Here is a 21,376-nt window from a genome sequence, read left to right as displayed (position 1 = left end):
GCTTAACTATATGAATGAAAGGGACAAGGTAGAACGATTCAAAAAAGGAAAAAGAAAAAAACACTATTGAACCCTCAAAAATCCATTTAAAAACAAGAAAAGATCCAGTTTTATAAAACTCGCTGATTGACGAGCCCTTAAGGGCGATAATGCAGAATTTATGGATATAACTTATGCTCAGACAAGGAAAAAGTCAGGGTTCCCCCTGACCACCTTATTACATCTTTTAGTCTACGTTTACATCATTATTATTTTGCTTGTTCATCTTTTTCACGTTGTTCTTTTAGTACAGCTTTGCGCGAAAGATTGACTCTGCCTTGCTTATCGATTTCAGTCACTTTGACTAAAATTTCATCACCGATGGCAATAACATCTTCGACTTTTCCAACGCGTTCTTCCGCAAGTTCAGAAATATGAACCAATCCATCTTTACCTGTGAAGATTTCTACGAAAGCACCAAATTTTTCAATGCGTTTCACCTTACCAAGATAAAGTTGACCCACGACTACTTCACGAACAATATCTTCAATGATCTTTTTCGCTTTTTCGTTCATTTCCTGATTTGTTGAAGCAATAAAGACGGTACCATCTTGTTCAATGTCAATTTTAACGCCAGTTTCTTCAATAATCTTATTGATCTGCTTACCACTTGGTCCAATAACATCGCGAATCTTATCTGGATTAATTGCCATAGTTAAGATTTTTGGAGCGTATTGTGAAAGCTCAGTTTTTGGTTCAGAAATAGTTGCAAGCATCGAATCCAAGATTTGCATCCGGCCTTTTTTCGCCTGTTGGAGAGCTTCTTCTAAGATTTCACGAGAAAGTCCCTCTATCTTGATATCCATTTGCAAGGCTGTTACACCTTTAGCTGTTCCGGCAACTTTAAAATCCATATCCCCAAGATGATCTTCCATACCTTGAATGTCTGTTAAAACTGTATAATGTTCACCTGATTTTACAAGTCCCATTGCAATCCCTGCTACAGGAGCCTTAATTGGAACACCAGCATCCATCATAGCAAGCGTGCTTCCACAAATACTTGCTTGAGAAGTTGAACCATTTGATTCAAGTACCTCAGAAACAAGACGAATAGTGTATGGGAAATCTTTTTCTGACGGAATAACTGGTTCTAATGCACGTTCACCAAGCGCACCATGACCAATTTCACGACGACCTGGTCCACGCAATGGTCCTGTTTCCCCAACACTAAAGGAAGGGAAGTTGTAATGGTGCATAAAACGTTTCTCTTCTTCAATTCCTAGTCCATCAAGAATTTGCACATCACCCATTGCCCCAAGAGTACAAATGCTCAATGCCTGAGTCTGACCACGAGTAAACAGTCCTGAACCATGGGTACGTGGTAAGATACCAATTTGAGAGGATAGTGGACGAATTTCATCAACCCCACGACCATCAGGACGTATCTTTTCAACGGTAATTAATCGGCGAACTTCACCTTTTACCAACTTGTCCAAAATTTGCTTAACTTGTTTTAACGTTTCTGGGGTTGCCTCTTGTTCCTCATATTTAGCTGTAACTTGATTCTTTACTTCCTTGATCGCATCTTCGCGTGCATGCTTTTCTTGGACCTGAATAGCCTTAATCATGTCCGCTTCACACATTGAACGCACTTCAGCTTCAAGTACTGAATCAATTTCATATAAATTAATTTGTCTCTTTTCTTTGCCGATTTCAGCAACAATACCCTCTTGGAATTCAATTAACCGTTTGATTTCATTATGACCAAACATGATTGCTTCAAGCATGATCTCTTCTGGAACCTCATCTGCTCCTGCCTCAACCATGTTAATGGCATCCTTTGTCCCAGCAACAGTTAAATGAATATCACTTTTTTCTGCTTGTTCAACAGTTGGATTTACAACAAATTCATTGTTAACACGACCCACAACCACACCAGCAATCGGGCCTTCAAATGGGATGTCAGATGTACTTAATGCAAGGGATGAGCCAAACATTGCAGCCATCTCTGTTGAACAGTCTTGATCAACACTCATCACAATACTGATAACCTGTACATCATTTCGGAATCCATCCGCAAATAGTGGACGAATCGGGCGGTCGATTAATCTACTTGCAAGAATAGCTTTTTCACTTGGACGACCTTCTCGTTTGATAAAGCCTCCTGGTATTTTCCCGACAGCATATAAACGTTCTTCATAATTGACTGTTAAAGGGAAAAAGTCTAAATTTTTGGGTTCCTTTGATGCAGTTGCTGTACTTAATACAGCCGTATCTCCATAACGAACCATTACAGCGCCATTTGCTTGTTTGGCTAACTGGCCAAGCTCAACTGTCAACTTACGTCCAGCCCAGTCCATTGAATATTGATGAATATTTTGATCCATACATTATTAACCCCTCTCTACCTAAATCTCATTGGAGGATGATGCGAATAATTTTTCGCTTCAATCATCTAACCTATATTAAAAAGCCAAATTGACTTATTATATAAAAATCATTTTACTTATAGTATGCACAATTTATGGTGTCTTAAAATATGTATAGAAAATTCTTTATCTTTTAATTGGAATAGTAATGTGAAAGAAGTTTTAATCCTAATAAAAAAGCGGGAAGAATCCCGCTTCTGTAAATTATCTACGTAAACCAAGTTTAGTGATTAACACACGGTAACGTTGAACATCTTTGTTACGAAGGTATGTTAACAAGTTACGACGTTTACCAACCATTTTCAAAAGACCGCGACGTGAGTGGTGGTCCTTCTTATGAGTACGTAAGTGCTCATTCAAATTGTTGATTGATTCAGTAAGGACAGCGATTTGTACCTCTGCAGATCCAGTGTCGCCTTCATGTGTTTGATACTCATGCATAAGTTCAGTTTTACGTTCTTGAGTGATTGCCATCCAGATTCACCTCCTAATTTTAAATCCCCTGTTACTGAGCAAGCGTCGGTGATTCGACTTGCCAAGAAAAGGTTCTTTTTTAATACGTTAATAAGAATACAATGTTTTCCGTTAAAATGCAAGTCTAACAAAATTGTTCGTACAGGTAATTCTTATCTTCGCTATATTTCGAAAGAGTTTTGTCCATTTTGATCAAAATAAGTAAGAACATTTTGCTTATCCTTATTTATTTGTGCAACAAGCTCATCTATCCCAGAAAATTTCTGTTCTTTTCGCAAATAAAGAATCCATTCGATCTCCACTTTTTGACCATAAATATCGCCATTAAAGTGTAATAGATGAACTTCAACGGATGGCTTAATAGTAGCTTCTTTATTAAAAGTTGGTTTATAGCCAACATTACACACACCATTCAGCCATTCACCATTTAGTTTCAACCTAACAGCATAAACGCCAAGTGGCGGAATCATATAATCATCATCCATATCGACATTTGCTGTTGGAAAACCAATTGTTCGACCTCGTTTATCTCCATGAACAACAATTCCGCTTGTGGTATAGTATCTGCCGAGTAAGAATGGCAATTGATCGGTTTGCCCTTCTGCTAAGCGTTTTCGAATCAATGTTGAACTCACTTTATCATTTCCGTTTACAAGCTTTGGAACTATAAAGGAGGTAAACTCTCCCCTTGAGTGGAATGGCAATGTTTCCATTGTCCCTTTTCCCATCCGGCCATATGAATAATCAAAACCCGCAACCACATGTTTTACATTTAATCCAATAATATATTGGTCAACAAATTCTTGTGGGAGAAGATTTGCAAAATCTTCTGTAAAATGGACAACAATGACATAATCAATCCCTAAATTTTGGATGATTTTGATCTTATCCTTCAATGGAGTAATATAGTGGACAAGTCCATTATTTTTCTTTAAAACAACAGAAGGATGGGGATCAAACGTCATGACTGCACTTTTTAGACCTGTTTCATCAGCAAATCTTTTTGCCTCAAGAATGACTTTTTGATGTCCGAGGTGAACACCATCAAAATAGCCAAGGGCTAGGGCCAATGGCGGGATTTCACTTTTTTTCAGTTGATGAGGATAATCAAGCATTTTTACTTCCACAATGAAACTCACCTTTTCAGTATATAAAAATTAGTTTATTTGTTTGTACTTAGTTTATGATTTAGATCCATTGGCGCTTCCGCTTTTCTATCTAATCTTGATCATTGCGTAAAACTTTAACGGGTTTAAGGATCCCCGGCTTGCTTGGATGACTTGCATAGATTGCAAGAGCTATTCCTTCCGCTGTTTCGGCAATGAACGGTCCGTCACTATTTTTCAAATGATCCGGCACCGGTAGAAGTGCACCATTTTTCACTTTCTCTGCTACTTTATCATTAATATAGTATTTCGGCAAATGGGAAAGAGCAATTTCAAGAGGTAATAGCCGTGCCGAAATTGTCCCCATTTCCATACATTTTTCGATTTCTTCAAATGTCAAGCAATCTTCCAAATTGAAAGAAGCAGAACGTACCCGGGTCAAACTCGACATATGTGCAGGGTAACCTAAGGATTCACCAATCATCACTGCCAATGTTCGGATATAGGTTCCTTTGCCACAATCAACTTGAAAGCGGAAAGTAATGGTTTCACCTTGAAACTCTGTTCGATCATCTAGCAGTTGAACCGAATATATATTCACTTTTCGTGTTGGTCTTTCAACTTCTATTCCACTTCTAGCATACTCATAAAGCCGCTTCCCATTTACTTTAACAGCTGAATACATGGGCGGAGTCTGCTCAATTTCCCCTTCAAATGAACCTAGTACTTCTAAAATTTTAGCTCTTGGAAATATCTCAGTTATTATTTTTTTATCGACAATTTCTCCTGATGCATCTTCGGTCGTTGTTGAATAACCGATTGTCACCTCTCCCACATATGCCTTACCTGCATCTGTTATGTATTCAGCTACTTTCGTTGCTTTACCGATACATATAGGAAGAACACCTGTTACATCGGGATCAAGGGTTCCAGTGTGACCAACTTTCTTCGTTTTTAATATCTTTCTCAGTTTAAAGACACAATCATGTGAAGTTAATCCTGCAGGCTTGTATAAGGGTAAAATTCCTTCCAACTTCAATCCCACCAATCCTATGAATTATTTTAGATAAAAGCTTAAAAAAATGGATAGACAAAGTGTCTATCCATTAGCCTATTACTCAGTTTCATTCTCAGTTTCATTCGGTTTTTCTTCATTTTGCAATTGATGAAGGATTGAATTGATACGATTGCCGTAGCCAATTGTTTCATCAAATTCAAATATTATTTCAGGTGTTTTACGCAAACGAATACGTTGTCCGAGTTCCGTTCGGATAAAACCTTTTGCTTTCGCAAGGCCTTTTAATGTATTCTCTTTTTGCTCATCATCACCCAAAACTGAAATATAAACCTTTGCTTGTTGAAGATCGCCTGTTACTTGAACGTCGGTAACCGTCACAAACCCGATCCTTGGATCTTTAATCTTACGGCCTATGATTTCACTTAATTCTTTTTTCATTTGTTCTCCAACACGATTTGCTCTGTGGCTCATACTATGCACCTCTTTTTAAAGCCATTCTATAGCGGTGATTGTTCTTTCAATTTCAGGAAAAGAGTCAATGAGTTTCATCGCATTTTGTAGTTCCTTCTCTGTTGAAACCCTAATTGAAGTCACGGCGGCAATGGCGATCTTTGTCCTTTGCCAAGTATCCTGGTAGTCAATCTCTGATACGGATACATTGTATTTTTGTTTCAACCGAGTAAGGATCCTTTGCAAGACAGCTCGTTTCTCTTTTAATGAATGTGCATCATAAATGATGCATTCACAAATGGCAACACCGACGATCATTTACGTTCAATTTCTTCCATTACATATGCTTCAATAATGTCGCCTTCTTTAACATCATTGAAATTTTTGATAGTAATACCGCATTCGTAACCTTGGGCAACTTCTTTTGCGTCATCTTTAAATCGTTTTAAATCATCAATTTGTCCTTCAAAAATGACAATTCCATCACGAATTAAGCGAATGCCGCTACCACGAGTAATTTTTCCGTCGGTAACATACGAACCAGCAATGGTTCCAACTTTTGATACTTTGAATGTTTGACGAACTTCAGCCTGACCAATAATTTTTTCTTCGAATTCTGGATCAAGCATCCCTTTCATCGCGGATTCAATTTCTTCAATTACCTTATAGATAATACGGTGAAGACGAACGTCAACTTTCTCGGCTTCAGCAGCACGTTTTGCATTTGCATCAGGACGAACGTTAAATCCGATGACAATAGCATTTGAAGCTGCAGCAAGGGTTATATCTGATTCATTTATGGCACCTGCACCACTATGAATAATTTTAATGTTAACACCCTGAACATCAATCTTTTGAAGTGAGGCTGCAACAGCTTCTGCAGAACCTTGAACGTCAGCCTTAATAATTACGTTCAAATCCTTCATTTCACCTTGCTTCAACTGTTCAAATAGAGTTTCTAAGCTGACACGAGATTTTTCTCCTCGCGAAGCAACAAGTGCTAGTTGGGCACGAGTTTCCCCGATTTGGCGAGCTGTTTTTTCATCTTCAAAAACAACGAAACGATCACCAGCTTGTGGGACGTCATTAAGTCCAGTAATTTCAACAGGAGTTGATGGTCCTGCTTCTTTTACACGACGACCTAAATTGTTCACCATCGCCCGGACACGTCCAAATGTATTACCGACAACGATAGGATCACCTATTTTTAGAGTTCCATTTTGCACAAGTAACGTTGCTACAGAACCGCGTCCTTTATCAAGCTGTGCTTCGATAACGGTACCAACTGCATGACGTTTTGGATTTGCTTTATATTCTTCCACTTCTCCAACTAAAAGAATCATCTCTAAAAGGTTGTCAATTCCTTCACCTGTTTTTGCGGAAAGCGGAACAAAGATTGTTTCCCCGCCCCATGCTTCTGATACTAAACCATGTTCGGTTAGCTCCTGCATGACACGGTCAACATTTGCTGCTTCTTTGTCCATTTTGTTTACAGCTACGATAATTGGAACTTCTGCTGCTTTTGCATGGTTGATTGCTTCGATCGTTTGCGGCATAACACCGTCATCTGCTGCAACGACTAAAATTGTAATATCGGTAATTTTGGCACCACGAGCACGCATAGTTGTGAATGCAGCGTGTCCTGGTGTATCAAGGAAAGTAATTTTCTTGCCGTTTTCAACAACCTGATATGCACCGATATGTTGAGTAATTCCACCTGCTTCTCCTTCTGTAACCTTAGTGTTACGGATAGAGTCAAGCAAGGTTGTTTTACCATGGTCTACGTGTCCCATAATAGTTACAACAGATGGTCTTTCAATCAGATCTTCTGTAGCATCTTCTGTGAAGTAAACTTCAAGGTCAGTTGTATCAATCTTAATTTCTTCTTCTACTTCAACACCATATTCACTTGCAATTAGCTCAATTGCATCTTTTTCTAGGCCTTGATTAATCGTAGCCATTACACCAAGTAAGAAAAGCTTTTTAATAAGCTCGGATGGTTCACGATGTAATTTTTTTGCAAGCTCAGCAACTGTTAAAGATTCACTGAAAGTAATCTTTGTTGGAAGCTCTTTCTCTTTTTTCTTCTGAGGTTGAGCTTGTTGCACTGGTGTATTTGGTTTCTTATTATGTTGATTTCGGTTTTGCTGAGCAGGCTTGTTCTTATTCTTACCATTATTGAATGCTTTATTTTCTTTAGACTGAAATTCTGACACTTGTTTTTTACCTTCTTTTACCTTAGGTGGAGCAACCTTAACCTTTACTTTGTTTGGAACAGCGATTTTATCATCATCGTCCTCAAACGCTTTTGGAGCGGTTTTTGGTTGAACTTCTGGTGTTTGTTTTTGTGGTTGTGGCTGTGAAGGTCTTCCAGTTTGGCCATTTGGGCGTGCCTGTTGACCTGGTTTAGTTGTTGAGTTTTGTTGAACTTTTTCGTCCTTTTTATTGTAGATCGCTTCAAGCTTAACGACAGCATCGTCTTCTATAGTTGCCATATGATTCGAAACCTCAATATTCATTTCTTTTAATTTTGTTATTACATCTTTACTTGAAATATTGTATTTTTTTGCGTATTCATATACACGCGTTTTACTCATACTTTCACCCCCGCTAGAATTAATCGAGCAACGTCACGAGCTTTTTTGCAAATCCAGCATCCAATACAGCTACAACAACGCGTGCTTCTTTACCAATTGCTTGACCAAGAAGATCTCGATTTTCCACCATTTTATATGGAACTTCATGCGATTTACATTTATCTGTAATTTTTTTAGTTGTATTAATTGATGCATCTCGCGATAATAAAACCAGTTTCGCTTTTCCACTCCGGATTTCCTTCACAGAAAGCTCCTCACCCGATATGATCTTACTTGCTCGATAAGCCAAGCCAAGCAATGACATCCATTGATTAGTTTTCATCAGGATTGTCCGTTCTCCTTCTCAATAAGCTCTAAAAGCTCTTCATATAACGTGTTTTCGATTGTAACTTGTAAATGGTTAGATAAAGTGTTTTTTTTCTTGGCGAGTTCGACAGCTTTCCTGTCCTTAGAAAGGTAAGCACCCCTGCCGGATTTTTTTCCAGTCAGATCGATGGATACTTCGCCTTCCTTAGTGCGAACAATGCGAACGAGTTCTTTTTTCGGTTTCATTTCACCGGTTGCAACACATTTACGCATTGGAACTTTCTTATGATTGTTCACGATTATTCACCTCGCTTTTTATTCCATTTCTTCTTCAAAATCATAATCTAGATCTGCATCATCTTCAAAAAGCTTAATCGTTTCTTCACGTGGAAAAATCCCTAGTTCACGTGCATCTGTTTCCGATTTAATATCAATCTTCCAGCCTGTGAGTTTCGCTGCTAAACGAGCGTTTTGTCCACGCTTCCCAATAGCTAATGATAGCTGATAATCCGGAACAACGACTGTAGTGGCTTTATCGGCTTCATTTACGATAACATCAACAACCTTTGAAGGGCTTAGTGCATTTGCAACAAACACAACAGGATCATTCGACCATTTGACGATATCAATTTTTTCACCTTTTAATTCATTCACGATTGCCTGAACACGTGTCCCTTTTGGTCCCACACATGAACCAACTGGATCAACCTCAGCGTTCTCAGAATGCACTGAAATCTTGGAGCGATCTCCTGCTTCACGAGCAACTGATTTTATTTCAACGGTTCCATCATAAATTTCAGGAACTTCAATTTCAAATAAACGTTTCAAAAGACCTGGATGGGTTCTTGACACAAAAATTTGTGGGCCTTTTGTTGTTTTTTCCACCTTAGTGATGAAAACCTTTATGCGATCATGTGGTTTGTATCGTTCATTTGGAATTTGTTCATTTACTGGTAAGAGCGCCTCAATTTTCCCAAGGCTTACGTAAATGAACTTAGAATCAAGTCTCTGAACAATTCCAGTCATGATATCTTCTTCACGGTCAATGAATTCGGAATAAATAATTCCTCTTTCCGCTTCCCTTACGCGCTGAGTAACAACTTGTTTTGCTGTTTGAGCAGCAATCCGTCCAAAATTCTTTGGTGTTACTTCCATTTCCACAATATCTTCTACTTGATACTTTTGGTTGATACTTGTTGCTTCTTCAATTGAAATTTCAAGGCGTGGATCGAATACTTGGTCCACCACTTCTTTTCTTGCAAAAACTCGCATGGTACCGGTTGTTAAATTTATATCTATGCGTACATTTTGGGCTTGATTAAAATTACGGCGATAAGCTGAAACTAGTGCAGCTTCAATCGCATCAATCAAGACATCTCTGGAAATGCCTTTTTCATTTTCCAGTAATGTAAGAGCATCTAATAATTCGCTGCTCATCTGACATATCCCCCTTACTTTTTATTCTTTGTTCGTTATGATAAAGTATATTACTTTAAGATCGACAACTGTTTAGTACAAGAAGCTTAGTTCACCCGAGGTAGCTTTGGTCCCTTAAAAACAACTACTGTTCGGGCCTCAATCTCTTTTTCAGAGCTACCATTGGCAATCCCTTTTTCCTATGAGAAGCTTACAGCCAACCGGGCATTAGCTACTTTTTCATATGGAATGACAACAATTTTTTTTCGGGTTTTAATTTTCACTTCAATTGTCACTGTATTGCCCTCGAAATTCAGTAATGTACCTTCAAAGGCTTTTTCACCATCGATAGGCTCGTATGTTTTTACAAATACATTTTTTCCAATCGCTTTTTCAAAATCTTTTTCTTTTTTTAGTGGACGTTCTGCACCTGGAGAAGATACTTCAAGAAAGTAGTTATGAGGTATAGGATCTAGCTCATCAAGTTTTTCACTTAATTTTTCACTAACAACTCCACAATCCTCAATATCAACTCCGAGTTCTTTATCAATATAAACCCGAAGAAACCAATTCTTTCCTTCTTTTACATATTCAACTTCAACTAATTCTAAACCAAGCTCAGTTAAAATCGGTGCAGTAAGACCCTCTACCACTTCCGTTACCTTGCTCATGCTTACCCTCCTTTACGAACTCACAAACCCCTATTTATCGTTTTTAACGGAAAGTCAACAAAAAAAAACCGGATACAATACGAAAGAGTGGGTTTCCCCACTCTTGAACACGAGAGTATTTCTTAGTATTTCCAATAAAACTATAACATAACCATTATTGATATGCAAATGAAATAGCTATATAACAAGGTTTCAACTAAAATAATGAGAGTTGATTTTGTTCTGGAAGATCCCCTAGGCATCCTTGTTTATCCAAATATTCAAGGATTGTTTTAGATACTTTTCCGCGCTGTTGTAAATCTTCTTTCGATAAGAATTCGCCGTTTTTGCGTGCATTAACAATGCTGACTGCTGCATTCGCCCCAAGGCCTGGAATTGAATTAAACGGTGGAATTAACGTATCTCCATCAATAATAAACTCTGATGCAGAAGATTTGTATAGATTAATCTTTTGGAATGAGAATCCTCTTTCCGTCATTTCAAGAGCTAATTCCAAAACGGTTAATAAGTTTTTTTCTTTCGTTGATGCATCAAGGCCTTTGGAATTGATTTCACCAATTTTCCCGCGAATCGCTTCAGACCCGTTAGACATTGCTTCAATATCGAAATCATCAGCTCTTACCGTAAAATAGGCTGCATAATAGTAAAGTGGATGATGGACTTTAAAGTAAGCAATTCTGACAGCCATTAAAACATAGGCTGCAGCATGTGCTTTCGGAAACATATATTTAATCTTTTTACATGAATCAATATACCACTCTGGAACTTCATTTTTTCTCATTTCAGCTTCCATTTCATCTGATAAGCCTTTTCCTTTACGAACTGACTCCATGATTTTAAAAGCAAACGAAGGTTCGAGACCCTGATAGATTAGGTACACCATGATGTCATCCCGACAACCAATTACTTCACTTAAGTTACAAGTCTTATTTTGAATTAATTCTTGGGCATTCCCTAACCAAACATCTGTCCCGTGTGATAGGCCCGATATCTGAACCAATTCCGAAAAAGTAGTTGGCTTTGTATCTTCAAGCATTTGACGAACAAATCTTGTCCCGAATTCCGGAATGCCAAGCGTTCCAGTTTTACACATAATTTGTTCTTCTGTTACACCAAGCGATTCGGTTCCACTAAAGATTTTCATAACCTCCGGATCATCAGTCGGAATCGTTTTTGGATCCATTCCACTTAGGTCTTGGAGCATTCGAATAACAGTTGGATCATCGTGGCCAAGAATATCAAGCTTTAGCACATTATCATGAATAGAATGGAAATCAAAGTGAGTTGTCTTCCACTCCGAATTTCGATCATCTGCAGGAAATTGGATGGGCGAAAAATCATAGATATCCATATAATCAGGGACAACAATAATACCCCCCGGGTGCTGTCCTGTCGTCCTCTTAACACCTGTACAACCTTTTGCAAGACGGTCAATTTCTGCACCACGGTAATGGAGATTGTTATCTTGCTGATATGCCTTGACATAACCAAATGCAGTTTTGTCAGCTACCGTTCCGATCGTTCCCGCACGGAACACATTATCTTCCCCAAAAAGTACCTTCGTATAGTTATGGGCACGTGGCTGGTATTCCCCCGAAAAGTTCAAATCGATATCTGGAACCTTGTCCCCTTTAAATCCAAGGAATGTTTCGAAAGGAATATCATGACCATCCTTTTGGTATGTTCCACCACACTGAGAACAATTTTTATCAGGTAAGTCGAAACCAGAACCTACAGAACCATCATCAAAAAATTCTGAGTGCTTACAATTCGGACAAATGTAATGGGGTGGTAATGGATTTACTTCGGTAATTTCTGTCATTGTTGCGACGAGTGAAGAACCAACTGATCCACGTGAACCAACTAAATAACCATCATCAAGAGATTTTTTTACAAGTTTATGAGAGATTAAATAGATAACCGCAAAACCATGACCAATGATACTCTTAAGCTCTTTTTCAAGTCTCGCTTCAACTATTTCAGGAAGTGGATCACCATAAATGCTGTGTGCCATCTTATAACTCATCTCGCGCATTTCATCTTCAGCGCCTTCGATTCTTGGGGTATATAATTCATCCTTAATTGGCTTGATTGAATCGAGCATATCTGCAATTTTATTGGTATTTGTCACCACTATTTCCTTTGCCTTATCTTTCCCTAGAAAAGAAAAGGCATCGAGCATTTCATTGGTTGTTCTAAAATGAACATCCGGCAGTTGATGCCGGTTCAACGGATTTGCTCCACCCTGTGAGTTTATTAAAATTTTACGGTAAATTTTATCATTTTCATTAAGATAATGAACATTTCCTGTCGCAACCACTGGTTTCCCTAGTTTATCACCGAGTTTTACAATTTTGCCGATGATCTCCTCAAGTGCCAATTCATCTCGAATCAATTCCATTTCAAGTAATGGAGCATAGATTGCTTTAGGCATAACCTCAAGATAATCATAAAAGCTTGCGGCTGCCTCTACTTCTTCAGGTGATTTTTGCATCATTCCTTCAAAAACTTCTCCCTTATTACAACCAGAACCTACAATAATTCCTTCACGGTATTTTTGGAGAACAGATCTTGGAATTCTCGGTACCCTGTAAAAATATTCAAGGTGGGATATAGACACAAGCTTAAACATGTTCTTCAAACCTACATCATTTTGGGCAAGTAACGTGCAATGGTATGGTCTAGCGCGCTGGTAGGCATTTCCTTTTCCCATGTTATCATTTAATTGATCATGGAATTCAATTCCTACATTATGAGCATCTTTTAACATTTTCAATAATAAATATCCGGTTGCTTCAGCATCATAAATAGCACGGTGATGTTGGGTTAAATCGATATCAAATTTCTTTGTCAACGTATTTAAACGATGATTTTTCAGCTCAGGATATAGAAAACGTCCCAGTTCCAGTGTATCAATAACTGGATTTTTTGCTTTTTCAAAGCCTATTGCTTTATAGCCCACATTAAGAAATCCCATATCGAAAGAGGCATTATGCGCAACAAGTACATCATTACCAGACCAATCATAAAACCGCTTGAGTACGTCTACTACTTCGGGAGCATTTTGTACCATATCATCTGTAATTCCAGTTAAGTTAATCGTAGTTGCGGATAAGCGGTGGTGTGGGTTTGCAAAGGACTCAAAACGATCGATTATTTCCCCGTCCTTTATCTTTACGGCTGCAAGTTCGATAATGGTATCGTAAACAGCCGAAAGTCCTGTTGTTTCAAAGTCAAAAACAACATAGGTATCTTCTGCTAAGAGTCGGTGTGCTTCATTATAAGCAATTGGAACTCCATCATCGACTAAATTTGCCTCAATCCCATAAAGTATCTTTATATCATTCTGTTTTCCAGCATTAAAAGCCTCAGGAAACGATTGTGCGATGGCGTGGTCTGTTACTGCGATTGCCTTATGTCCCCATTTTTTTGCTTGGGCAATAAGGTCTTTTACTGGTGTTACAGCATCCATCTGGCTCATGGGAGTATGAAGATGAAGTTCAACACGCTTTTCATTTTCCGGTGCTGTATCCTTTCGACTAACTGGCTTTATTTCATTGATGTCATTTCCAATCATAATTAAGTCGCGGACAAATGTATCATTTTGGATGCTGCCTCGTACTTTAACCCACATACCTTTTTTAACATGCTGGTAAAGTGCTGCATCTTCTTTATCACGGGAAAACATTTTGACCATAATTGAACTTGTGTAATCCGTTACTTTAAATGTTAACAGAGTACGACCACTACGAAGTTCTCTTGTTTCTGCTTCGAAAATATATCCTTCGATAGCTACTCTTCTTTCCTCATCTACTATATCAATTAAACTTCGGTAATCAGCATCATCTTTGATCGTTAGACCGATCATAAGTGGTCCATCTAAACCATCACTCGTATTACTTCCTTTTTCTGCTTCTTTCTTTTGCATCTCAATCGTTGCAAGATGAGCGCGTTCTTGGTCTTCCTTCTGCTTCGCGATCACAAATTGCTCGTATTCTTCATTTTTCTCGTCTGTCTTTAGTTCTGTCTCAATTGCTAACATCGGAAATCCAAATGTTTGATAGATATCCGAAATCACACTGCCATATTTACGTTTTAACGCAAGGCCCTCTGTTTCATTCCAAACAGATATGGTTAATTTATTTCCATGAACAACAGGAAATTGTTCATTTAACAGTTTCAAAAGGGGCGGGGCAATTCCATCAATTTGCTGGACACAGCGATTCCAGTAGTCATGTACAAGTTCAGATGAAATGGTTTGGTCAGAGATTTTAATTTTATATGAAATATCTGCAATATGTGAAAATGTCTTTTCTAATTGAGTGGTAAAACGGACATATAGGAGGTAAGGCAATATATTTGTAAATAGAAAACGAAAATTCCACTTCTTCGCCTTTTTTTCAACAATCACCTTTTCCATTTGGGCATTTTGAAAATAAACTGTTTCAGCTACTTCTGTTAATTCGAGTTGCTCAAGCAAATATCGAAATTTTTCTTCTTTTAGTAAGGCTTGATCATCCATCGTTTTCTCTCCCCTCTATTACAAAGAGCTATTATATCTATTTTCTTCAAAAGACAATTATATCACAAAATATACTTGGTTTCGGGAAAATTCGACAGGCATAAATAGAAAAAACAGGTACCGTCCATAAACGATACCTGTCCCGTTTTAAAGTGTTTTTAGCAAATCTGCTATTTTTTCCTGGAGATTATCTTTATGAATTTCAATCATTTCCCCTGTTTTTCTTACTTTTAATTCCACGATTCCCTCTGCGGCTTTTTTTCCAACTGTGATGCGGATTGGTAGACCAATTAGATCGGAATCAGCAAACTTTACTCCTGGTCTTTCTTGTCGATCATCAAACAAAACCTCATACCTGTTGCTAGTAAAATCTGCATATATTTCTTCAGCAACTTTCGATTGAACATCGTCCTTCATATTTATCGCAATGATATGAAGCTGATATGGTGCAATATTTGGCGGCCAAATTAGACCAAATTCATCATTATATTGTTCAGCAACAGCAGCAAGTGTACGGGACACTCCGATACCATAGCAGCCCATGATCATAGGTTTAGCTTTGCCGTTTTCATCAAGATAGGTTGCATTCATTGCCTCACTGTACCGTGTTCCGAGTTTAAAGACGTGGCCAACTTCAATTCCTTTAGCAAACTTAATTATACCTTTGCCATCAGGTGATGGATCTCCTTCTTGAATAAAGCGTACATCTGCATATCTTCCTACCGTAAAGTCACGATCTGGATTCACATTTATAAAGTGATAGTTTTCTTCGTTTGCTCCGCAAATTCCATTCACGATCGCTTGGACAGCATTATCAGCTACAATCTCTACATCTTTCACACCAATTGGTCCAATTGAGCCAACAGGACATGACAAAACTTCGACTGTTTCTTCATGACTTGCTAATTCTACTACACCTGCTTCAAAGAAATTCTTAAGCTTAATGTCATTCACTTCATGGTCGCCTCGCACAAGAACGAGGACAAATTTATCGTCCACTTTAAATAAAAGTGATTTGATACATCTATCGGCATTTACATTCAGGAAGGAGGAAACCTCATTGATTGTTTTCTGATTTTCTGTAAATACTTTTTCTAATTCCGTTAAAGACTCTTCTGGTTTAGTGTATTGAACATTCAAAGGTGCCATTTCAATATTTGCTGCATAAGTAGATTGATCTGAATAGGCAATAGTATCTTCACCAACATCGGATAAGACCATAAATTCGTGTGTATCCTTACCACCCATTGCCCCTGAATCTGCAATTACGGCCCGGAAGTCCAAGCGGCAGCGGTTAAAAATATTGGAATATGCATTAAATAGTCTTTGATATACTTCGTCAAGACTCTCATTATTTGAATGGAAAGAATAGGCATCTTTCATTATAAATTCCCGGCCACGAAGCAAGCCAAATCGTGGACGCTTTTCATCTCTAAATTTTGTTTGAATTTGGTAAAATGTTAGCGGCAATCTTTTATACGATTTTATTTCATCCCTAACAAGGCTCGTAATGACTTCCTCATGTGTTGCACCAAGAGCAAATTCACGTTCATTTCGATCTTTTAATCGCATTAATTCCGATCCATATGTATACCAGCGACCTGATTCTTGCCATAATTCTGCCTGTTGCAATGCTGGCATTAACAGCTCAACTGCACCAGCCATGTCCATCTCTTCGCGTACAATTGCTTCAATCTTTTGAAGGACCCTCCTGCCAAGTGGCATATAACTATAAATTCCACTTGCATTTTGGCGGATAAAACCTGCCTTAAGAAGAAGTTGATGACTCATAATCTCTGCATCTGCAGGGATTTCTCTTAAAGTAGGGATAAGTGTCTTGCTCTGTCTCATTTCTATAGCACCTCATATAATCAACTTAGAATAGAATGCCCCTGTTTTTTAAACAGGGGCTAAACTGCTTTAACTCTCTAATTATTTAAAGAAAAAATCTCTGAATATCATTCCATGTTACAACAAGCATTAACAACATCAGTAGGGCAAATCCGATAAAGTGGACCATTCCTTCCTTTTGTTTATCGATTGGCTTCCCTCTCACTGCTTCAACTGCAAAAAACATGAGCCTTCCGCCATCAAGGGCTGGGATTGGCAATAGATTCATAATACCAAGGTTTATACTTAAAATGGCTCCCCATTTCATTAAATAATAAATTCCAGATTTCACAACAGTATCTGTTGAAACATAAATTCCAACTGGACCTGAGAGCATGTTAATCGAGAATTGACCAGTTACTAATTTTTCAAACATAACAAAAATCTGCTTTGTCCAAAAAACTGTGTCTTTAAAACCTGAAGAAATCGCTTGTAAAGGGGATTTTTCAACAGGACTATATACTCCGATAATTCCAATTTTTTCACCTTCGACTTTTTTCTCAATCGGAGTTACCGGAATTTCTATTTCCTTGTTGCTACGATTTATCGTAAAATCGAGTTTTTTATTAGGACTATGACGGATGATATCAACTACATCTGCCCAACTTGAAATTTCTGAACCATTAATACTTTGGACCACATCACCTTGTTTAAGGCCAGCTACTTTTGCAGCACCGTCTGGAGTAATAACGCCCAATTTAGGATCATTGGTTGGCACACCCTGCAAAAGAGCAATAATGATAAATACAACAAAAGCTAGGACAAAGTTCATCATCGGTCCAGCAAAAATAGCCATTGCTCTTTGACCTAATGTTTTTGAAGCAAATTGACGATCAATGGGAGCAATCTGAGATTCAACTCCCTTATCAATTGTAACGGCCGTTGGACTAACCGGAAAAGTTAGTAGCTTCTCCTCTTCATCCTCTGGATACCCTTTGATGAAAAGATCCTTTTCGATATCCACTTGTTCTACTTCAACGATACGGCAATTTGGAAACTTTTCTTTATTATTTAGGATAATCTTATTAACTCGATTAGCCTCATCAAATAACAATCCGATACGGTAGCCAGGTTTAATTTCAACCATCTCAGGATCTTCTCCGGCCATCCGAACAAACCCACCGATAGGCAATAAGCGAATGGTATAAGTTGTTTCCCCTTTCTTATGGGAAAATACTTTTGGGCCAAATCCAATGGCAAATTCACGACATAAAATACCTGCCCTTTTTGCAAAAATAAAATGGCCCCATTCATGAAAGAAGACAAGTGCGCCAAAGATAACAATAAAGGCAATAACTGTAGTCAAAGATAAAACCACCTTTTTTTAAAATAAGTTGGTATAGGCTTGGAACGTTGATAATGTCTAGCATGAGCTGCATAGCCTTATGTTGGAATTCCTACTAGCGTTATTCCTTGGGCTCATACGCTTTTTTATATACGTGTTTGTACATATTGTCTCGTTTCTTTGTCTACCTCTTGAATAATAGCAAGGCTAGGGTTTTCAATGTTTTGATGAGTGCTTAACGCATCCTCAATCAAATCTTCTATTTGTAAAAAGTTGATTTTGCCCTCTAAAAACGCCCCTACAGCCACTTCATTAGCTGCATTTAATACTGTTGGCAATGTTCCGCCCTTTTTCCCTGCTTCAATCGCAAAACGTAAACAGCGGAAACGATCATAATCCATTTCTTGAAAATGCAGGTTCCCAATCTCAGCCAGATTTAATCGTTTTGATGTAGGAAGCGGCAACCGATCTGGGTAGGTTAGTGCAAATTGGATGGGAACTCTCATATCTGGTGAACCTAATTGAGCAATGATACTGCTATCTTGGAACTCAACCATAGAATGGATGATACTTTCCTTGTGCAGCAATACATCAATTTTTTCATAGGGGATATTAAAGAGCCAATGAGCCTCAATGACTTCCAATCCTTTATTCATCATAGTGGCAGAATCAATAGTGATTTTTGCCCCCATCGACCAATTGGGATGATTCAAAGCATCCTTTACGGTTACACCATTTAATTCTTGACGCGTTCGATCTCGAAAACTTCCCCCTGATGCAGTTATGATGAGCCGTTCAATATTTTTCATTTTCTCACCCTGCAGGGCTTGGAAAATAGCTGAGTGCTCACTATCAACAGGAAGAAGAGGTACATTGAATTTTTTGGCTGCATCCATGACAAGATGACCTGCAGTCACAAGCGTTTCTTTATTTGCAAGTGCAATGATCTTTCCACTTTCAATTGCCTGTAAAGTGGGATTTAAGCCTACACTGCCAAGAACAGCATTTACGACGATTTCAGCATGCTTATAAACTGCTACCTCAATTATTCCTTCGTCTCCAAATGAAAACTTAGTATGTGGAAATTCAGCTTTCAATGTTTCAAAGTCAGCTTTTTCCTTTACTGATACAAGCTTTGGTTGAAACTCGATGATAATCCTTCTAGTTAATTCAATATTTTTCCCCACTGACATGGCTACTAATGTAAATTCTGTCGGATGTAATTTTATGACATCCAATGTTTGAATGCCAATTGAACCAGTGGCACCCAATAAACTTATCTTTTTCAAAAAGCTCCACTCCCAAAAAGAAAACGCATTTTAGCTAGTAAGGCATTTAACTATTAAAACAAGTGAAAAAAGTGCAATAAAGGCAATACAAACAATAAACTATCAAATCGATCAAGTATTCCCCCATGACCAGGTAGGAAGTTGCCTGAATCCTTCACATTAAACTGGCGCTTAAAGGCTGATTCAACCAAGTCACCAATTTGTCCGAAAATGGAAAGAACAATTGTGATCCCAATTAATGAAAAGATAGTTGCATTAATATTTGTAAATAAAACAAACAGAACGGCAATGAGCACTGCACATACAACTCCACCAATAAAACCTTCGACAGTTTTATTTGGACTTATTTCAGGCCATAATTTTTTCTTCCCCATTGCTCTCCCGATAAAGTATGCTCCTGAATCAGTAGCCCATATTATAAATAAGGAATAGAAAATATAAACGAGCCCACCAAAGCGTGTATCAATGAAAAAATAAAAACCCATTCCTACATAGAGTGCTGAAAGAATGATAAAGGAAACATCTTCAAAAGAAAATCGATTTTTTGTTATCACTGAGTACGTTAGTAGCAATAAAACTAGAGCAATTCCTAATTCTATTTTTGAATAATTAAACGTTACAAGCGCATCATTATATTGGCTAGGGAATAGAATAACCCAAAGCATCAATAGTGACAAAATTCCAGGAATGGAGAAAATACTAAGCTTTCTCATCTTTAATAGTTCATACAATCCAACGGATGCAAGTAAGTACGTCAATAACACAAATGGAAATCCACCAAAAAAGACAATCGGTAAAAAGATTGCAGCTGCTATGACTGCTGTAACAATTCTTTGCTTCATCTATTAAGTCAACACCTTTTTCTTCATATAGCTCTAGTAATATTCCACTAGCACTAGAGCTTTATATTGAGCTTTAGCATAGCCAATGGGAAAGATGCTAATGGTCAATTATGTGATTATACTCCACCAAATCTACGTTGCCTGCCTTGAAAAACTTCAATTGCATCAATTAGATGCTCCGCACAAAAGTCCGGCCACAAAACATCTGTAAACCAAAATTCAGTGTAGGCGAGCTGCCAGAGCATAAAATTGCTTAAGCGGATTTCTCCACTTGTCCGAATTAATAAGTCAGGATCCGCCATTTCCGAAGTCATTAAATAGGATGAGAATGTTTTTTCGTCTAATGCATTCTCATTTATTATACCACTTTTACAATCATTTAAGACGCATTTAACCGCATCAAGGATTTCAGCTCTACTACCATAATTTAAAGCGAAATTTAATACGAGTCCATTATTCTCTTTTGTATCCGCAATTGCCTTTTCAATTGCATTCAACGTGTGTAATGGAAGTTCTGCTTTATATCCCATCATTTGGACTTGGACATTTTCTTCAATTAATTCAGGAAGAAAGGATCCTAAAAATTCTTCTGGCAGTTTCATTAAATAATCAACTTCATTTTTTGGTCTCTTCCAATTTTCTGTTGAGAACGCATATAAGGTTAATGTCTTAATTCCAAGTTCATTTGCCAACTTTGTAATTTTACGGACTACTTTCATCCCTTCATGGTGGCCAGCAATCCGAGGTAATGCCCTTTTTTTAGCCCACCTACCATTTCCATCCATAATGATGGCAACATGGTCCGGAATCTGTGCCTTTTTAACTTGTTCTATTCTGTCTCGGAGTGTGGAAGGTTTTTGTGTTTTCCTCCACAGCTTTATTTTATTAAACATAACATTGCTCCTCCAAATAAAGTGATCCATTTCCTCCGAAAATAGACAATTTCATTGTTGTTTTAGATATGTATTGGGTTAGATTCTTTGTACACATGTGACTATCATACCAAAAATGCAAAAAGATATCTCTATAAAAGCCTATGTAAATAAAAATGTATTAAGAATAGTCTTCTTTAAAAACTAAAATCCCAGTAAAGAAAACTCGC

Annotated in this window: 17 protein-coding genes; all 17 read right to left on the bottom strand. The window is 37.8% G+C overall.

Annotated elements, in window-relative coordinates; translation table 11 throughout:
* Positions 1-248 precede the first annotated feature (248 nt).
* The 17 genes from pnp to RCG20_RS18375 all read right to left on the bottom strand — a co-directional run bounded on the left by pnp (position 249) and on the right by RCG20_RS18375 (position 21,167).
* A complete protein-coding gene (gene pnp, locus RCG20_RS18455) occupies positions 249-2,366 on the bottom strand; it encodes a polyribonucleotide nucleotidyltransferase (protein WP_308181593.1) in 2,118 nt (705 codons plus the stop codon).
* A gap of 246 nt (positions 2,367-2,612) precedes the next feature.
* On the bottom strand, positions 2,613-2,882 hold the full coding sequence (gene rpsO, locus RCG20_RS18450) for a 30S ribosomal protein S15 (protein WP_308181591.1): 270 nt from the start codon (positions 2,880-2,882) through the stop codon (positions 2,613-2,615).
* 161 nt (positions 2,883-3,043) lie between these two features.
* Entirely contained in the window at positions 3,044-4,009 is a 966-nt protein-coding gene (ribF, locus tag RCG20_RS18445) for a bifunctional riboflavin kinase/FAD synthetase (RefSeq protein WP_308181590.1), read from the bottom strand.
* 91 nt (positions 4,010-4,100) lie between these two features.
* Positions 4,101-5,021, bottom strand: coding sequence for a tRNA pseudouridine(55) synthase TruB (gene truB, locus RCG20_RS18440; protein ID WP_308181589.1), 921 nt, complete (start codon positions 5,019-5,021; stop codon positions 4,101-4,103).
* An 81-nt stretch (positions 5,022-5,102) separates the two neighbouring features.
* Positions 5,103-5,477 (bottom strand): 30S ribosome-binding factor RbfA, encoded by a 375-nt coding sequence (rbfA, locus tag RCG20_RS18435; RefSeq protein ID WP_308181587.1) that lies wholly within the window; start codon positions 5,475-5,477, stop codon positions 5,103-5,105.
* 15 nt (positions 5,478-5,492) lie between these two features.
* Positions 5,493-5,771, bottom strand: a complete 279-nt coding sequence (locus RCG20_RS18430; RefSeq protein WP_308184394.1) for a DUF503 domain-containing protein — start codon at positions 5,769-5,771, stop codon at positions 5,493-5,495.
* Positions 5,771-8,053 carry a translation initiation factor IF-2 gene (gene infB, locus RCG20_RS18425; RefSeq protein WP_308181585.1) on the bottom strand — a complete coding sequence of 761 codons (2,283 nt, stop codon included), beginning with the start codon at positions 8,051-8,053 and terminating at the stop codon, positions 5,771-5,773. The genes RCG20_RS18430 and infB overlap by 1 nt, the downstream gene beginning before the upstream one ends.
* A gap of 19 nt (positions 8,054-8,072) precedes the next feature.
* A complete protein-coding gene (locus RCG20_RS18420) occupies positions 8,073-8,375 on the bottom strand; it encodes a YlxQ family RNA-binding protein (protein WP_308181583.1) in 303 nt (100 codons plus the stop codon).
* The gene (gene rnpM, locus RCG20_RS18415; protein ID WP_308181582.1) at positions 8,375-8,656 is read right to left on the bottom strand and encodes an RNase P modulator RnpM; all 282 of its coding nucleotides are present in this window, start codon (positions 8,654-8,656) and stop codon (positions 8,375-8,377) included. The genes RCG20_RS18420 and rnpM overlap by 1 nt, the downstream gene beginning before the upstream one ends.
* Positions 8,657-8,674: 18 nt before the next feature.
* On the bottom strand, positions 8,675-9,796 hold the full coding sequence (gene nusA, locus RCG20_RS18410) for a transcription termination factor NusA (RefSeq protein WP_308181581.1): 1,122 nt from the start codon (positions 9,794-9,796) through the stop codon (positions 8,675-8,677).
* Positions 9,797-9,975: 179 nt separating this feature from the next.
* Positions 9,976-10,446, bottom strand: coding sequence for a ribosome maturation factor RimP (gene rimP, locus RCG20_RS18405; protein WP_308181580.1), 471 nt, complete (start codon positions 10,444-10,446; stop codon positions 9,976-9,978).
* A gap of 196 nt (positions 10,447-10,642) precedes the next feature.
* Positions 10,643-14,968, bottom strand: coding sequence for a PolC-type DNA polymerase III (locus RCG20_RS18400; protein ID WP_308181579.1), 4,326 nt, complete (start codon positions 14,966-14,968; stop codon positions 10,643-10,645).
* A 147-nt stretch (positions 14,969-15,115) separates the two neighbouring features.
* The gene (locus RCG20_RS18395) at positions 15,116-16,819 is read right to left on the bottom strand and encodes a proline--tRNA ligase (protein ID WP_308181578.1); all 1,704 of its coding nucleotides are present in this window, start codon (positions 16,817-16,819) and stop codon (positions 15,116-15,118) included.
* 85 nt (positions 16,820-16,904) lie between these two features.
* Positions 16,905-18,164 (bottom strand): RIP metalloprotease RseP, encoded by a 1,260-nt coding sequence (gene rseP, locus RCG20_RS18390; protein ID WP_308181577.1) that lies wholly within the window; start codon positions 18,162-18,164, stop codon positions 16,905-16,907.
* 125 nt (positions 18,165-18,289) lie between these two features.
* Positions 18,290-19,432 (bottom strand): 1-deoxy-D-xylulose-5-phosphate reductoisomerase, encoded by a 1,143-nt coding sequence (gene dxr, locus RCG20_RS18385; RefSeq protein WP_308181576.1) that lies wholly within the window; start codon positions 19,430-19,432, stop codon positions 18,290-18,292.
* A gap of 53 nt (positions 19,433-19,485) precedes the next feature.
* Positions 19,486-20,274 (bottom strand): phosphatidate cytidylyltransferase, encoded by a 789-nt coding sequence (locus RCG20_RS18380; RefSeq protein WP_308181574.1) that lies wholly within the window; start codon positions 20,272-20,274, stop codon positions 19,486-19,488.
* A gap of 116 nt (positions 20,275-20,390) precedes the next feature.
* On the bottom strand, positions 20,391-21,167 hold the full coding sequence (locus RCG20_RS18375) for an undecaprenyl pyrophosphate synthase (RefSeq protein ID WP_308181572.1): 777 nt from the start codon (positions 21,165-21,167) through the stop codon (positions 20,391-20,393).
* Between the last annotated feature and the right edge of the window lie 209 nt (positions 21,168-21,376).

Origin of the sequence: Neobacillus sp. PS3-40 (genome assembly GCF_030915485.1) — a bacterium.
Taxonomy (GTDB): Bacteria; Bacillota; Bacilli; order Bacillales; family Cytobacillaceae; genus JAUZPL01.
The sequence above is the reverse complement of the archived record's forward strand: the minus strand, read 5'-3'. Positions and strand labels throughout refer to the sequence as shown.

What these genes read in the sequence shown, in the direction of transcription:
- pnp (WP_308181593.1), bottom strand. Translation starts at nt 2,366, where the DNA reads ATGGATCAAAATATTCATCAATATTCAATGGACTGGGCTGGACGTAAG.
- rpsO (WP_308181591.1), bottom strand. Translation starts at nt 2,882, where the DNA reads ATGGCAATCACTCAAGAACGTAAAACTGAACTTATGCATGAGTATCAA.
- rbfA (WP_308181587.1), bottom strand. Translation starts at nt 5,477, where the DNA reads ATGAGCCACAGAGCAAATCGTGTTGGAGAACAAATGAAAAAAGAATTA.
- infB (WP_308181585.1), bottom strand. Translation starts at nt 8,053, where the DNA reads ATGAGTAAAACGCGTGTATATGAATACGCAAAAAAATACAATATTTCA.
- RCG20_RS18420 (WP_308181583.1), bottom strand. Translation starts at nt 8,375, where the DNA reads ATGAAAACTAATCAATGGATGTCATTGCTTGGCTTGGCTTATCGAGCA.
- nusA (WP_308181581.1), bottom strand. Translation starts at nt 9,796, where the DNA reads ATGAGCAGCGAATTATTAGATGCTCTTACATTACTGGAAAATGAAAAA.
- rimP (WP_308181580.1), bottom strand. Translation starts at nt 10,446, where the DNA reads ATGAGCAAGGTAACGGAAGTGGTAGAGGGTCTTACTGCACCGATTTTA.
- RCG20_RS18400 (WP_308181579.1), bottom strand. Translation starts at nt 14,968, where the DNA reads ATGGATGATCAAGCCTTACTAAAAGAAGAAAAATTTCGATATTTGCTT.
- RCG20_RS18395 (WP_308181578.1), bottom strand. Translation starts at nt 16,819, where the DNA reads ATGAGACAGAGCAAGACACTTATCCCTACTTTAAGAGAAATCCCTGCA.
- RCG20_RS18380 (WP_308181574.1), bottom strand. Translation starts at nt 20,274, where the DNA reads ATGAAGCAAAGAATTGTTACAGCAGTCATAGCAGCTGCAATCTTTTTA.
- RCG20_RS18375 (WP_308181572.1), bottom strand. Translation starts at nt 21,167, where the DNA reads ATGTTTAATAAAATAAAGCTGTGGAGGAAAACACAAAAACCTTCCACA.